Source organism: Mycobacterium simulans (assembly GCF_900232995.1).
GTDB lineage: Bacteria > Actinomycetota > Actinomycetes > Mycobacteriales > Mycobacteriaceae > Mycobacterium > Mycobacterium simulans.
Genome location: NZ_OCVX01000005.1, coordinates 614894 through 628872, shown reverse-complemented (window position 1 = coordinate 628872; position 13979 = coordinate 614894). Strand labels below are relative to the sequence as shown.

Sequence of the window (13979 nt, the reverse complement as noted above, 5' to 3'; positions counted from 1 at the left end):
GGTGTCCGATGCCCGAAAACGGACACCTCCGGACCGAACGGGATGAACGCGAACGCGGTAAACGCGGGGATCACCGAAATGATCGGCGCTACAAAGTAAACGAAGCGATCGATGCCGCCGGGTGTGATGCTTTCTTTGAGCGCTAGTTTGATTCCGTCGGCCAGGCTCTGCAGGGCGCCTTTCGGACCCACCCGATTGGGGCCAGGCCGCAGCTGCATTCGGCCCAGCAGCTTGCGTTCGGCCAGGATCGCCACCAGGACCGTCAGCATCAGGAATACGAAGATGGCGATCGCCTTGGCCCCCACCAGCCACCAGACGTCGTGCCCGAAGGTGGTCATGCCGCTGCCCCATCGCGCGAGGGTGCGCAACTGTACGTCGAAATCGGCGTGTCGGCGTGCAGACACGCACGCTCGCGGCAACGGATCATGAGCTCACCCCAATCTTCACGACGCTGCCAAGCGTCACGCCCAGTTCCCGGTACACCGCCGAACCTTCTGAGTTAAGCGGGAGCCACACCACCCGGTCGGGCATATCGGTGACGTTCAGCGGCAAGGTGATTGAGCCGCGCGGCGTGCTGACCGTGACCGGTTCACCTTCGACGGCGCCGATCTCCGCGGCCGTATCGGGCGACAGCCGAACCACGGGCTTACGTGCCGTACCCGCCAGATATGGTTCGCCGTCCTGCAGCCTGCCGCGGTCGAGCAACATCCGCCAGCCGGTCAGTATGGCCTCACCCAACCCTGGCTGGGCGGGCTTGACCGACGCGACGTGCGGGGTGGGGACGTGCTTGCCGTTCCACATGCCCAAGGCGGACAACTCCTTGCGGGCCGCCTCGACAGTAGGCAAACCGAGGTGAACGCCCATCTCGTCGGCCAGCGCGTCGAGCACCCGGTGATCAGGCTGGGCGCTGGCGGGCAGGGCGGGTTGGAAGCCGCGGTAGCGGCCCTCCCAGTTGACGAAGGCGCCGGCCTTCTGCGTCGTGGGTGCGACCGGGAACACCACGTCGGCGCGCTCGGTGACCTCGCTGTGCCGCAGTTCCAGGCTCACCACGAAGCCGGCGGCGTCCAGCGCGGCCAGCACAGCGTCCGGGTCGGCGAAGTCAGCGGGTTCGATCCCGCCGACCAGCAGCGCGCCCAGCGTCCCATCGGTGGCAGCGGCCAGGATGCCGTCGGCGTCACGTCCAGGCGCAGCAGGCAATTCGGTGACATGCCAGGCGGCGCTGACCTGCGAGCGGGCGGTGTCGTCGGCCAGTGGACGGCCACCGGGCAGCAGCGTGGGCAGTGCGCCGGCTTCCAGCGCGCCGCGTTCCCCGGCCCGCCGCGGCACCCAGGCCAACCGCGCCCCGGTGGCGTCGGCCAACCGGGCCGCGGCGGACAATCCGCCGGGCACGGTAGCCAGGCGTTCCCCGACCATGATGACCGCCCCCGGTGTGCTCAGCAGGTCACCTAGCTCACCGGTAGCGAGCCCATCGAGCGTCGAAGGCTCTTCGCCGGGAACGGTTTTCAGCAACCGGCCGAACATCTTCTGCAACGAGCGAGTAGCGAACGGCGCGATGGCGTAGATGGGCACACCATGCTTCCGGGCCGCCTTGCGCAATCGCAGGAAAACGACCGGCGCCTCGTCCTCGGGTTCAAAGCCGACTAGCAGCACCACCGGGGCCGACTCCAGGTCGGAATAGCTAACAGTGACCGGGCGACCGGCGATGCGGGCCGCCAGGAAGTCGGTCTCTTCTGCCGAGTGCGGACGGGCGCGGAAGTCGATGTCGTTGGTGTCCAACGTGATTCGGGCGAACTTGGCGTAGGCGTAGGCGTCCTCCCAGGTCACTCGGCCCCCGACCAACACACCCGTGTGTCCGCGGGCGGCCTCGAGTCCCTGTGCCGCGGCCACCATCGCATGCGACCACGACGCGGGCACCAGCTCGCCCGAGGCGTCCCGGATCAGGGGAGTGGTGATCACGTCCGGCAGGGTCGCGTAGGTAAAAGCCCACCGGCCCTTGTCGCAGTTCCATTCCTCGTTGACTTCCGGGTCGTCACCGGCAAGCCTGCGCAGCACCTTGCCGCGGCGGTGGTCGGTGCGCTCGGCGCAACCGCCCGCGCAATGCTCACACACGCTTGGGCTGGAAACCAGGTCGAACGGGCGGGCGCGGAACCGGTAGGCGGTTCCAGTCAGCGCTCCCACCGGACAGATCTGCACCGTGTTGCCGGAGAAGTAGGACTCGAACGGTTGGTTGGCGTATATGCCGACCTGCTGCAGCGCGCCGCGCTCCTGCATGTCGATGAACGGATCCCCGGCGATCTGGTCGGAGAACCGCGTGCAGCGCGCACATAGGATGCAGCGCTCGCGATCCAACAGGACCTGCGAGGAGATGTTGATCGGCTTGGCGAAGGTGCGCTTGACGTCGGTGAAGCGAGAATCGGCGCGTCCGTTGGACATTGCCTGGTTTTGCAACGGGCATTCACCGCCCTTGTCGCACATCGGGCAGTCCAGCGGATGGTTGATCAGCAACAGTTCCATCACGCCATGCTGGGCCTTGTTGGCGGCCTCAGAGGTGAGTTGGGTGCGCACCACCATGTCGTCGGTGGCCACGGTGGTACAGGACGCCAGCGGCTTGCGTTGGCCCTCAACCTCGACTAGGCATTGCCGGCATGCCCCAACCGGGTCCAGCAGCGGGTGGTCACAGAACCTGGGGATCTGGATGCCCATCAGCTCGGCCGCGCGAATCACCAAAGTGCCTTTGGGAACGCTGATTTGGACGCCGTCGATGGTCAGCGTCACCATCTCCGGCTGGGCGACGCGGTTTTCGGTGTCGGCCGTTTGGGTCACGCATTCACTCCGTTCGGCGTCAGCATGGAGTCTTTGGGGTCGAACGGGCAACCGCCTCCCTCGACGTGAGCTAGGTACTCGTCGCGGAAGTACTTGATCGACGACATCACCGGGCTGGCAGCGCCATCGCCCAACGCGCAGAACGACTTTCCCAAGATGGAGTCGGAAATGTCCGACAGTTTGTCGATGTCTTCGTGGGTGCCCCGGCCGGTTTCCAGGCGTTCGTAGATCTTGTCCAGCCAGAAGGTGCCCTCCCGGCACGGTGTGCACTTTCCGCACGATTCGTGTTTGTAGAACTCGGTCCAGCGGCGCACCGCACGCACCACGCAGGTTGTCTCGTCGAAGATTTCCAGCGCCTTGGTCCCCAGCATCGAGCCGGCTGCGCCGACGCCTTCGTAATCCAACGGGACGTCGAGATGCTCGTCGGTGAGAAGCGGTGTGGACGAACCGCCGGGCGTCCAGAACTTGAGCTGGTGCCCGGCTCGCACTCCGCCGGCGTACTCAAGCAACTCTCGCAACGTAATGCCCAGCGGGGCCTCGTACTGGCCCGGGCGGGTGACATGCCCGGACAACGAATACAGCGTGAAGCCAGGCGATTTCTCACTGCCCATCGACCGGAACCAGTCGACGCCGTTGAGAATGATCGAAGGGACGCTGGCGATGGTTTCGACGTTGTTGATCACCGTGGGGCAGCCGTACAGCCCGGCGACGGCGGGGAAGGGCGGTCGTAGCCGCGGCTGGCCACGCCGGCCTTCCAGCGAATCCAGTAGCGCGGTCTCCTCGCCGCAGATGTAGGCGCCGGCCCCGGCATGCACCACCAGATCCAGATCGAAGCCGGAGCCGTTGATATTGCGGCCCAGGTAGCCAGCGGCGTACGCCTCGGCCACCGCGTTCTGCAGCCGGCGCAATACCGGGAGCACTTCACCGCGCACGTAGATGAACGCGTGATTGGCCCGGATCGCGTAGGCGGCGATGATCACGCCCTCAACCAGTACGTGCGGTGTCGCCAGCATCAGCGGAATGTCTTTGCACGTACCGGGTTCGGACTCGTCGGCGTTGACGACGAGGTAGTGCGGCTTGGCTGCTGGTCCGGAGTCGCCCTGCGGGATGAACGACCATTTCGTGCCGGTCGCGAAGCCAGCACCCCCGCGCCCGCGCAGTCCAGAGTCCTTGACCATGCCGATAACGTCGTCGGGCTCCATTGCCAGGGCCTTTTGCAAGGCCTGATAGCCGTCATGTCGTTGGTAGGTTGCCAGCGACCAGGACTCGGGGTCGTCCCAGTAGCGGCTGATCACTGGCGTCAATGGTGTTGCCTGGGCAGTCATCACTGACCTTCCGGTCCTGACGGCGCTTGCATGCCGTTCTCCTGCGCCACCCGAAGTCCGGCCAATGTGGCCGCGCCGGCGCCTCCCTGTCCGTCATCGGGTCGCTGGTCGGGCATGCCCGCCAGGATGCGCGACGTCTCTCGGAAGGCGCACAGCGGCGCGCCGCGGGTAGGCGCCTTTGGCGTGCCCGACCGTAGCGAGTCGACGAGTTCGCGTGCCGATTCGACCGTCTGGTTGTCGAAGAATTCCCAGTTGACCATCACCACCGGTGCGTAATCGCAGGCGGCGTTGCATTCGATGTGTTGCAGGGTGACTTTGCCGTCGGAGGTGGTCTCGTCGTTGCCGACGCCGAGATGGTCTTTGAGGGCGTCGAATATGGCGTCGCCGCCCATGACGGCGCACAGCGTGTTGGTGCAGACGCCCACCAGATAGTCCCCGGTGGGTCCGCGGCGGTACATGGTGTAGAAGCCCGCCACCGCCGACCCCTCTGCCCCGGTCAATTCCAGCTGCTCCGAGCAGAACTCCAAACCCGCCGGCGTCAGGTAGGAGTCCTCGCCTTGCACCAGGTGCAGCAGCGGCAACAGCGCCGAACGCTTGTTGGGGTAGCGGCCGATGATCTCCTTAGCGTCGACCTCCAGCCGCGCCCGCACCTCCGGTGGGTATGTCTGCGGGGCGCCCTCAACCACAAACTGATTGGGCTCCTCCGGCGGCGGTCCCAGCCGGAGGAACACCGGCTCGCCTTGCGGGCCGGTCATCGGTCGACTCCGCCCATGACGGGATCGATGCTGGCGACCGCGGTGATGAGGTCGGCGACCATCCCGCCCTCGCACATCGCCGCGACCGACTGCAGGTTGGTGAACGACGGATCGCGGTAGTGCACCCGGTAGGGGCGGGTACCGCCGTCGCTAACCATATGCACGCCGAGCTCGCCGCGCGGTGACTCCACGGCGACGTAAACCTGGCCCGCCGGAACGCGAATGCCCTCGGTCACCAGCTTGAAGTGGTGAATCAACGCCTCCATCGAGCTGCCCATGATTTTGGCGATGTGCTCCGGTGAGTTGCCCATCCCGTCGGGTCCCACGTACAGATCGGCCGGCCAGGCGAGCTTGCGGTCCTCAATCATGGTTGGGCCTGGCCGCAATTTGTCCAGACATTGCTCCACGATCTTCAATGATTCCCACATCTCTTTGACGCGAATGATGTAGCGCCCGTAAGCATCACAACGGTCATCGGTGATCACGTCGAATTCGTAGTTCTCGTATCCGCAGTAGGGTTCGCTCTTGCGCAGGTCGTGCGGCAACCCGGTGGCGCGCAGTATCGGGCCGGTGATGCCCAGTGCCACGCAGCCGGTGAGGTCCAGGTAGCCGATGCCTTCGGTGCGGGCCTTCCAGATGGCGTTTTCGTTGAGCAGGTCGCCCATGTCGCGTAGTGGTTGCCGCAGTTGCTTGAGGGCGTCGGCGATGTCGTCGACGGCGTTGGGCGGTAGGTCCTGGGCCACGCCGCCGGGCCGGATGTAGGCGCTGTTCATCCGTAGCCCGGTGATCTTTTCGAACAAGGTGAGGACAATTTCACGCGCCCGGAAGCCGACGAACATCGGAGTCATGGCGCCCAGCTCCATGCCGCCCGTCGCCAATGCGACCAGATGCGAGGAGATCCGGTTGAGCTCCATCATCATCACCCGTATGACGTTGACCCGCTCCGGAATCTGATCGGTGATGCCCAGCAGCTTTTCCACACCCAGGCAGAACGCGGTTTCGTTGAAAAATGGTGACAGGTAATCCATTCGGGTCACGAAGGTGACGCCCTGGGTCCAGTAGCGGTACTCGAGGTTCTTCTCGATCCCGGTGTGCAGGTAGCCGATTCCGCAGCGCACCTCGACCACCGTTTCGCCTTCGATCTCGAGGATCAAACGCAGCACTCCGTGGGTGGACGGGTGCTGGGGCCCCATGTTGACAACAATGCGTTCGCCGGGATCCGCGGCTCGCGCGGCGTCGACGATCTTGTCCCAGTCCTGCCCGCCGGCGACCAGGACAGTTTCGACGTCTGTCATCAGTTGTAGCCCCTCCGCTCGTCGGGCGGCGGTATCTGCGCGCCCTTGTATTCGACCGGGATGCCGCCGAGAGGATAGTCCTTGCGTTGCGGATGCCCGTGCCAGTCATCGGGCATCTCGATCCGGGTCAATGACGGATGGCCGTCGAAGATGATCCCGAAAAAGTCGTAGGTTTCGCGCTCGTGCCAGTCGTTGGTCGGATAGACCCCGAACAGCGAAGGGATATGCGGATCGCTGTCGGGCGCAGACACTTCCAGCCGGAGACGACGATTGTGGGTGATCGACTGCAGCGGGTACACGGCGTGCAGTTCCCGGCCGGTCTCGTGCGGATAGTGCACGCCGTTGACACCAAGGCAGAGTTCGAAGCGCAATTCGGGTTCATCGCGAAGACGCTGAGCAACCTGCGGCAGCAGCTCCCGTTTGACGTACAGGGTGAGTTCGTCGCGGTCCACCACGACTTTCTCGATCGCGTCCTCGAATTCGACGCCCTCACGCTGCAGTGCCTCGGCCAACCGGTCGGCGACGTCGTCGAAGTAGCCGCCGTAGGGCCGCGGGCTGCTGCCCGGGACCGTGATCTCACGCACCAACCGCCCATACCCGGAGGTGTCGCCGCTGCCCTTGACCCCGAACATGCCGCGGCGAACATCGACGACTTCTTCACCTGGGCGCGCCATTGCTTCCCGCGGGTCCTGGTCTGGCGAGCTCATCGGAGCAATCCACGCATCTCGATCGTGGGCCTGGCGGCCAACGCCGCCTCCTCGGCCTCGGCTATGGCGCGCTCCCGGTTGACGCCTAACGGCATTTCCTGAATCTTCTCGTGCAGCTTGAGGATTGCGTACAACAGCATCTCCGGCCGCGGTGGGCAGCCGGGCAGGTAAATGTCGACCGGGACGACGTGGTCGACGCCCTGCACGATCGCGTAGTTGTTGAACATCCCGCCCGAGGAAGCGCATACGCCCATGGCCAGAACCCATTTCGGCTCGGCCATCTGGTCATAGATCTGGCGCAGCACCGGCGCCATCTTCTGGCTGACCCGCCCTGCGACGATCATCAGATCGGCCTGCCGCGGCGTCGCCGAGAATCGCTCCATTCCGAACCGGGCGATGTCGAACCTCGGCCCGGCGGTCGCCATCATTTCGATCGCACAGCAAGCCAACCCAAACGTCGCCGGCCACAGTGAGTTTTTTCGGACGTAGCCTGCCACCTTCTCGACTGTCGACAGCAGGATCCCGCCGGGTAGCTGTTCTTCCAGTCCCACGCCCTTACCTCAATCCCATCTCGGCCATCAATCCCACGTCAGGCCCCCGCGGCGCCACACGTAGGCGTAGGCCACGAATACCGTGAGCATGAACACCAGCATCTCGACAAGAGCGAAGGTCCCCAGCGAGTCGTAGCTAACCGCCCAGGGGTAGAGGAACACGATTTCGATATCGAAGACGATGAACAACATTGCGGTCAGGTAGTACTTGATCGGGAAGCGCTGACTGGCGGCGGCGCCGGGGACTGCGGCCCCGGTTCTCGCGCCGGTATCGGTGGGCTCGATCCCGCACTCGTAGGCCGCCAGCTTTGACCGGTTGAAGCGGGATGGGCCGACCAAGCTCGCGATCACGACCGACACCACGGCAAAGGCTGCGGCGAGTGCCGCCAGCACCAGGATGGGTATGTAGACGTTCAACTCGCTCCATGATCCGTCGTACGGGCCGCCAGCACGGCGGCCAGGCGGTGGCTGGGCTGCCGTGACGGACCGGGCTTGTGGGCCGTCACAGTGACCTTCAACATAGTCGCGCGACGGCCGAAGCACATGGCCGGGGTCCAGGCGAGGATCGGTTAACGCACCCTGGCGAAATGTCAGCGATCGCTTAGAGGCGAGTCAAAGATGCGCATTTTGGCATTGCGGGAGGATTAGCGACGGGATTATATGAATGTCAGGCGAACCGGCCGACGGACGGAGCGATCGTTGTTACTCTCAGGTCTGGGGTTGGGTAGTCGCATCGCAATCGCGAGGTCAGTGGGGTGCCGGCAGCTGATCTGGAAGGACTGAGCTGTGAGTTTCTTTACGCTGCCACCGGAGATCAATTCTCTGAGAATGTTTATCGGAGCGGGCACTGCGCCGATGTTGCAGGCTGCGGCGGCTTGGGAGGGGCTTGCCGAAGAGTTGGGGACTGCGGCGAATTCGTTCGCCTCCGTGACGGCAGGGTTGGCCGGACAGGCGTGGCAGGGCGCGGCGGCTGCGGCGATGGCCGCGGCGGCGGCTCCCTATGCGGGGTGGCTTGCCGCGGCGGCGGCTCAGGCGGGCGGTGCGGCCGGGCAGGCACGTAGCGTGGCCAGCATTTTTGAGGCAGCCCAGGCGGCCACCATCCATCCAGGGGCGATAGATGCCAACCGCAACGCCTTCGTGCAGCTGGTGATGACGAATTTGTTCGGCCAGAACGCGGGGTTGATAGCGGCTGCCGAAAGCATCTACGAGGAGATGTGGGCCGCGGACGTGGCGGCTATGGCCGGGTACTACTCCGGGGCGTCGGCGGTGGCCCAGCAGTTGGTGCCATGGGCGGGTGTGCTCAAGGGCCTTCCCGGTCTTGGCGCTGGTCTTGCCGGCGGCGGCGTTGGTGGTGGTAGCACGGGCATCGCCGGTGGGGGCGACGGCAGCACAGGCAGCGGCACTGGTGGCGGTGCGGGTGACGGTAGTTCCGGGTCTGGTGGTGTGGGCACCGCTAACGTCGGCGGCGGCTACGTTGGCGGCAGCGTTGGCAGTGCAGCGGGGACTTACGGCGTCGACAGCGGCAGCGTTGGCGATCCAACCGTTGGTACTGCGAGCGCTACTGGCGCCACTAGCCCGACTATGGGGGCCGCCGCTACCGGCTCCTACGCGGGCTCGGTCAATCCCGCGGTCGGCTTCGTTCCGGCCGCGATGATAGCCGGCAGCGCGATGATGGCCGGCAGCAATAGCGCCGCAGCCGGTTTTACCAGCGACAAACCAGCGGTGGTTGGCGATCCGAAGCCGGGAACTGAAAATGCCGGCCCCGCTGCGCCGGCAGCGGAAGCACCGCCTGCTGAAACTCCAGAAGCCGAAACGTCCCTTCCGCAAATTGGTGTATTGCCAACAGCGGTGCCGGACGCTGCCGCGAAGGCGGCTCCGTCCTCGGTAACGGCCGCAACACAGGCAACCGGTTCTGGAATTCCGGAGTCGGCACTGCGGGCGGCTACACCGCAGGCCGAGGAAGCTGCGGAGAATTCGACGGAGGCAGCGCAAACAGTGGCGCCGTTAAGGCCGGATGCGGCCACCGGCGAATTGCGGCCTCGGGCGGCAGAAGAAGGCCCGCGCCTGCAGGTGCGAGGCGGCTGAACTAGCCGCTAGTGCGCGGGGGTGCGCAGCAGCCCAAGCACCGTCCGGCCCAACACGATGGGGTCGACCGGATGCGGCACCGCGGCCTCCGCTCGTGACCAACTGGCCAGCCAGGCATCGTCGGGACGTCCCGTGAGTACCAGGATCGGGGGGCACGCCTCAAGTTCATCCTTGAGCTGTTTGGCGATTCCCATGCCTCCGGTCGGCGTCGCCTCCCCGTCGAGGATGGCCAAGTCAATGCCACCCCCATCCATCTGCCGTGTCACCATCGGACCCGTCGCCACTTCGACGTAGCTCAACTCCGGCAAATCCGGGTGTAGCCGCTTGCCCAGTGCCCGCATTACCTGTTCGCGGGTTTGTACGTTGTCGCTGTAGACGAGGATTCGCAGGTCGTGATTGGAGTCGGGCACGCTGCAGATGGTACTGGCATCCACCTACAGCCAGGCGCGCGGCGGTTGTGCACGTGACATATAGGGGCCAGAGTGAATATATGACCGAACAGAAAACGATCGAGCAATGGCTTGAGGGCTGTGCTTTACAGCGGATTATGTTCCGCGACGGTCTGGTGCTGAATTTCGAGGATTACAACGAGCTTGTCATATCGGTACCGATAGTCCTGACCCTCCCGGTTATCGAAAGCGCGCCCGCGGAGGTGGTCGTTATCGATCCGAACGATCCAGCCGACCAGGAGCGTCCACTCTTCGATTTCGCCGGGGCTACGTGCACGGGTGTTGCCTGGACTGACACCGGAGATCTCCACCTCGACTTCTCCGACGGTCACCAAATCGACGTCCGCCCGGATGAGCACGTCACCGCGTGGGAGCTGTATGGCAAGTACCACGGATACGCAGCCTGCATGGCGCACGGCGAGCTGCGGGTGGTGCGGCATGACGTCGCCGAAACCAGCGGCGACGAGTGACCGAGCGACAGCTACCGCGGCGCCCGAACAAAGAGGGCGTCTGCAGCTACCGTCGCGGTTTCGGCGATCATGCCGAACCGGTTCCAGTCGACACCGAACGGGGATCGATCGACCTTAGCTGCTCCCGAGACCTGCACCGAGCCGTCATCGAGCTCGGTGACCGTCACCGGTAGGGGCACGGGTTCGGTATTGCCTTTGATGGTGAAGCTGGCCCGCAGGTCAGCCGCCCTGCCGGCGGTCGGGCGCAGGGCGGTGACGACGACGGCGATCTGTGGGAAGCGGTCAGCTTCGAAAAAGTCGGCGGAGAGCAGGTGCTTGTCGCGGCGCCGAATGCCGGTGCGCAACGACGCAACATTGATGTCGACTCGCCCGGTCACCTCGCCTTTCTCGGTGAGCTGACCGGTTCCGCTGAAATCGGTGAACCTGCCTTTGACGTTCAGCAGGCCCCACATGTTCTTGATCCTGAAGGTGATGGCCGAGCGATCTGGGACGAGATTCCACGCGCCGGCGGCGTCGGAGTCGCTGAGCAGGGTTTCCAGTGTCGTCATCGTCGCCTCATTGGGATTCGAGCAGGGGGGCGAGCCCGGCCGGGTCGAAATATTCGTCAATACGGTTGATCAGTCCATTTTCGTCCAGCTTGATCAGGATGCACACCCGAAGGGCGATCGACTGGGCGTCCTGGCCGGTCGCATGCAGCACGTGCTGCTGGACGAACCCGGTGCTGGCCTCCCCGGAGTCGAAGATCTGTCGGTCCAGAACCTCGTAGCGGCGCTCAGTGGTGGCCGAGATGAACCAATCAATCACCCGCAGCGCCCGGGCCTTGTCGTTGTCCCGGCGGGTGCCGACCCGCCACACGGCGATGTTGTCGTTCCACAGTCGATCCACCGCCGCCAGGTCGCCGTTCTCGATGGCCGTGAACAGCCGATTGGCCACCTCGACGATGGTCTTCGCGGTGGTAGCGGGCATGTGACTGGCTCCTATTCGCTGTCATATCCGGGGTGGGCAACAGCCAACCGATGTCGTACCAGTGCGCGCAGACACGCGATGACCTCGTCGGCGCTCCCGTCCAACTCGCCGGCCCGGATCGCGGCGGCGAGTGCGGCCTCGTCGGCGAAACCGAGCTCGGCCAGCGGGGCGCTGGACTCATCGGAGGCGAGCAATTCGCGCTCGACGATGCGTAGCGCGTTGGCCGCTACCCTCGCGTGGAAGTTGACCTGCCCGCTGGTTGCCTCGCGGACATCGTTCTCGAGGAATTCGGCGACGGCCGCCACCAGTTCGGCCGCGGTCGGGCGGCCATAGGCTGCTGTCATGGCGTGCCTTCCTGAAGCAGGTTGAGCAGGTCCCACTCGTTCTCGCATACCCGGCGGCCGATCGTCGCCAACTCCACCGAACGAACCTGTCCGCTCAAGTGGCGCTCGGCCTGGTACCGGCAGATGATTCCCCAGCGCAGCGTGGCCAGCACTAGCCACCAGCGAAACGCCTGGCGATCGACGCCTACCCCGCTGGCCTCTTCGTAGGCCCGCAGAAAGCTGTCGATGCTGCCTAGGCCGCCGGCACCGCGGCTGGCGGGCGCACCGAACCTCCAGGCGCGCACGCAGAACCACGCCAGGTCCTCGTAGGCTTCGCCGATGTGTACCAGCTCCCAATCCAGAACGGCGGCAAGGTCGGATCCGTCGACGATCAGGTTTCCCATTCGGTAATCCCCGTGCACCAGAACTGCGGGTGACGACTGGGATGTTCGAGGCCGGTGGGCCGCGAGCCAGCGGAAGGCCCATTCGAAGGTGGCGGTGGTGTCGCCCATCGCGTCGAGCCGCTCGCGCGACTGCGTCACTGCGTCTTCGCGAGGCAGGCTGGGGTCACTCGAATCGGCCTGGTGAATGGCTGCAATCGCCTGAGCGCATTGCCGAAGCAGCCGCGCCCGGCCCGCTTCGTCGAGTTGCCGGTGGATGCGTCGGACGATGGTCTCGCCCTTGATCTCTTCGCTTATCAGAAACGGATTACCCAGTGCTGCAGGGGAATCGGTGGCTGTCAGGACGTAAGGGACGGGAGCCCCGGCCGCAGCGGCTGCGGTCTGGACCCGGGCTTCCAGTTCCATCCCGGAGTGCACGTCATCGGGCGGCCCGATACGCAGGACCAAAGGCCTGGATCCGGCGCTTGTTACGGCGTCGAATGCCCACGTACTGCGGCTGGCTCCGCCGCTGAGCGCGCGCAGGTTCTCGACGGCCACCTCGCCGAGTACCGGCCGCAGTACCGACGGCAAGCTCTCCTGCAGCCTCACTTTTTGCCAAACTTGAACAGCCGCTGCGCCACTCGGCGAATCTGAATTTCCTCGGCGCCCTCGGTGATTCGGTAACGACGGTGATGGCGGTAGATGTGTTCGAACGGCTCGTGACGGCTGTAGCCGACGCCGCCGAACACTTGCATGGCGCGGTCGGCCGCCTCGCACACCAACCGGTTGGCGCGGTAGTTGGCCATCGAGACCTTGTCGGACACTTCCATGTGGTGGTTGCGGTCCAGGTGTTCGGCGGCGTAGTACACCAGCAGCCGCACCATTTGCGCCTCGGTCTGCAGCTCGACCAGTGGCCACTGTACGGCCTGGTTCACCGACAGCGGCTTGCCGAAGACCGTACGTGCGCTGGCGTAGGCGACGGCGCGGTCGATGCAGTACTGTGCGGCGCCCAAGCTGCTGGCGGCCTGGCGAATCCTGTTCTCGTGCAAGAAGGTCTGGCCGACCTCGAGGCCACGGTCAACCTCGCCGAGCACCGCGTCGTCGGGCACCCGAACGTTGTTGAGCTCGACCTCGCCGTGGTCGGTCGGCATGTTGAACGTCCACCAGTAGTACGGCACGTCGAAGCCGGGAGTGTCGGTCGGGACTAGGAACGCGGTGATGCCCTGGGCCTGGCCCGGCTCACCCGAGGTGCGGGCGAACACCAGGTCGTGCGTGGCGCGATGCACGCCGGTGTTGAATCGCTTGGCGCCGTTGATGACCCAGCCGTCGCCATCTTTCTCGGCGCGGGTCTGCAGCCAGGTGGCGTCCGATCCGTGGTTGGGCTCGGTCAGCCCGAACGCCATGGATCGCTCGCCACTGATGAGCGCCTCGGTCCATTCCCGCTTCTGGGCGTCGGTGCCGAACCGGTCCATCATGATGACCTGGGGGAAGTTGCCGACGATCGACGACTCGTTTTGCAGGTCGTTGTGCAGGCCGAGTCCTTTGTGCGCCAAATGCTCCCGGATGACGGCCATGTCGATGTTGGTGCCGTCGCGGCCGCCGAACTGTGCCGGCAGACCATAACGCAGCCAGCCCGCCTTATCGGCGCGCCTGCGCATTTCGTCCAGCAGGTCCTCCCACTCGCGCCGTGGTATGCCGCCGTTGTCCCAGTCGGTGCGGGCATGTTCTCGGCGATGGTCGAAGTACTGAATATGTTGGCGCTCGAGCGGTTTGATCTCGATCTCGATGAACTCGTCCATCTCGGCGAGCAGGCCCGGAAGGTGTTGTGGGAGAGAGAAGTCCATGATGAT

16 protein-coding genes are annotated in these 13979 nt (G+C 65.1%); 2 read left to right on the top strand and 14 right to left on the bottom strand.

Annotated elements, in window-relative coordinates; all coding sequences use genetic code 11:
- The 8 genes from MSIMFI_RS28430 to MSIMFI_RS21465 all read right to left on the bottom strand — a co-directional run.
- Positions 1–338 (bottom strand): NADH-quinone oxidoreductase subunit H (locus MSIMFI_RS28430; protein WP_224770369.1); only part of this gene is annotated, 338 nt, incomplete at its 3' end.
- 85 nt (positions 339–423) lie between these two features.
- Complete coding sequence (locus tag MSIMFI_RS21495; protein WP_191499032.1) at positions 424–2823, bottom strand: NADH-quinone oxidoreductase subunit G; 2400 nt, start codon at positions 2821–2823, stop codon at positions 424–426.
- Complete coding sequence (nuoF, locus tag MSIMFI_RS21490; protein WP_191499031.1) at positions 2820–4148, bottom strand: NADH-quinone oxidoreductase subunit NuoF; 1329 nt, start codon at positions 4146–4148, stop codon at positions 2820–2822. Before nuoF ends, MSIMFI_RS21495 begins: the two co-directional genes overlap by 4 nt.
- Entirely contained in the window at positions 4148–4903 is a 756-nt protein-coding gene (gene nuoE / locus MSIMFI_RS21485) for an NADH-quinone oxidoreductase subunit NuoE (protein ID WP_191499030.1), read from the bottom strand. The genes nuoF and nuoE overlap by 1 nt, the downstream gene beginning before the upstream one ends.
- Entirely contained in the window at positions 4900–6198 is a 1299-nt protein-coding gene (gene nuoD / locus MSIMFI_RS21480) for an NADH dehydrogenase (quinone) subunit D (protein WP_186242060.1), read from the bottom strand. Before nuoD ends, nuoE begins: the two co-directional genes overlap by 4 nt.
- A complete protein-coding gene (locus MSIMFI_RS21475; protein ID WP_191499029.1) occupies positions 6198–6905 on the bottom strand; it encodes an NADH-quinone oxidoreductase subunit C in 708 nt (235 codons plus the stop codon). The genes nuoD and MSIMFI_RS21475 overlap by 1 nt, the downstream gene beginning before the upstream one ends.
- Complete coding sequence (locus MSIMFI_RS21470; protein ID WP_191499028.1) at positions 6902–7456, bottom strand: NuoB/complex I 20 kDa subunit family protein; 555 nt, start codon at positions 7454–7456, stop codon at positions 6902–6904. The genes MSIMFI_RS21475 and MSIMFI_RS21470 overlap by 4 nt, the downstream gene beginning before the upstream one ends.
- A gap of 27 nt (positions 7457–7483) precedes the next feature.
- On the bottom strand, positions 7484–7873 hold the full coding sequence (locus MSIMFI_RS21465; RefSeq protein WP_186242063.1) for an NADH-quinone oxidoreductase subunit A: 390 nt from the start codon (positions 7871–7873) through the stop codon (positions 7484–7486).
- A 369-nt stretch (positions 7874–8242) separates the two neighbouring features.
- Here MSIMFI_RS21465 and MSIMFI_RS21460 point away from each other — a divergent pair, with 369 nt between their 5' ends.
- On the top strand, positions 8243–9541 hold the full coding sequence (locus tag MSIMFI_RS21460; RefSeq protein ID WP_191499027.1) for a PPE family protein: 1299 nt from the start codon (positions 8243–8245) through the stop codon (positions 9539–9541).
- Between the two features lie 8 nt (positions 9542–9549).
- Here MSIMFI_RS21460 and MSIMFI_RS21455 read toward each other — a convergent pair whose 3' ends face one another.
- Positions 9550–9951, bottom strand: a complete 402-nt coding sequence (locus MSIMFI_RS21455) for an Rv3143 family two-component system response regulator (RefSeq protein WP_191499026.1) — start codon at positions 9949–9951, stop codon at positions 9550–9552.
- A gap of 80 nt (positions 9952–10031) precedes the next feature.
- Here MSIMFI_RS21455 and MSIMFI_RS21450 point away from each other — a divergent pair, with 80 nt between their 5' ends.
- Entirely contained in the window at positions 10032–10460 is a 429-nt protein-coding gene (locus MSIMFI_RS21450; protein WP_186242066.1) for a DUF6188 family protein, read from the top strand.
- A gap of 11 nt (positions 10461–10471) precedes the next feature.
- On the opposite strand, the gene MSIMFI_RS21445 is transcribed toward MSIMFI_RS21450, so the two are convergent.
- Genes MSIMFI_RS21445 through MSIMFI_RS21425 form a run of 5 tightly spaced genes read right to left on the bottom strand, consistent with a single transcriptional unit; the run spans position 10472 to position 13973 of the window.
- On the bottom strand, positions 10472–11008 hold the full coding sequence (locus MSIMFI_RS21445) for a YceI family protein (RefSeq protein WP_191499025.1): 537 nt from the start codon (positions 11006–11008) through the stop codon (positions 10472–10474).
- A 7-nt stretch (positions 11009–11015) separates the two neighbouring features.
- The gene (locus MSIMFI_RS21440; protein ID WP_191499024.1) at positions 11016–11426 is read right to left on the bottom strand and encodes a nuclear transport factor 2 family protein; all 411 of its coding nucleotides are present in this window, start codon (positions 11424–11426) and stop codon (positions 11016–11018) included.
- Positions 11427–11437: 11 nt separating this feature from the next.
- Positions 11438–11770, bottom strand: a complete 333-nt coding sequence (locus MSIMFI_RS21435) for a DUF6285 domain-containing protein (protein WP_191499023.1) — start codon at positions 11768–11770, stop codon at positions 11438–11440.
- On the bottom strand, positions 11767–12738 hold the full coding sequence (locus tag MSIMFI_RS21430; RefSeq protein ID WP_396820522.1) for a phosphotransferase family protein: 972 nt from the start codon (positions 12736–12738) through the stop codon (positions 11767–11769). The genes MSIMFI_RS21435 and MSIMFI_RS21430 overlap by 4 nt, the downstream gene beginning before the upstream one ends.
- On the bottom strand, positions 12735–13973 hold the full coding sequence (locus MSIMFI_RS21425; RefSeq protein ID WP_191499022.1) for an acyl-CoA dehydrogenase family protein: 1239 nt from the start codon (positions 13971–13973) through the stop codon (positions 12735–12737). Before MSIMFI_RS21425 ends, MSIMFI_RS21430 begins: the two co-directional genes overlap by 4 nt.
- Positions 13974–13979 lie beyond the last annotated feature (6 nt).

Coding starts and splice junctions, on each gene's coding strand:
- MSIMFI_RS21475 (WP_191499029.1), bottom strand. CDS start 6,905: ATGAGCTCGCCAGACCAGGACCCGCGGGAAGCAATGGCGCGCCCAGGT.
- MSIMFI_RS21440 (WP_191499024.1), bottom strand. CDS start 11,426: ATGCCCGCTACCACCGCGAAGACCATCGTCGAGGTGGCCAATCGGCTG.
- nuoD (WP_186242060.1), bottom strand. CDS start 6,198: ATGACAGACGTCGAAACTGTCCTGGTCGCCGGCGGGCAGGACTGGGAC.
- MSIMFI_RS21450 (WP_186242066.1), top strand. CDS start 10,032: ATGACCGAACAGAAAACGATCGAGCAATGGCTTGAGGGCTGTGCTTTA.
- MSIMFI_RS21425 (WP_191499022.1), bottom strand. CDS start 13,973: ATGGACTTCTCTCTCCCACAACACCTTCCGGGCCTGCTCGCCGAGATG.
- nuoE (WP_191499030.1), bottom strand. CDS start 4,903: ATGACCGGCCCGCAAGGCGAGCCGGTGTTCCTCCGGCTGGGACCGCCG.
- nuoF (WP_191499031.1), bottom strand. CDS start 4,148: ATGACTGCCCAGGCAACACCATTGACGCCAGTGATCAGCCGCTACTGG.
- MSIMFI_RS21445 (WP_191499025.1), bottom strand. CDS start 11,008: ATGACGACACTGGAAACCCTGCTCAGCGACTCCGACGCCGCCGGCGCG.
- MSIMFI_RS21435 (WP_191499023.1), bottom strand. CDS start 11,770: ATGACAGCAGCCTATGGCCGCCCGACCGCGGCCGAACTGGTGGCGGCC.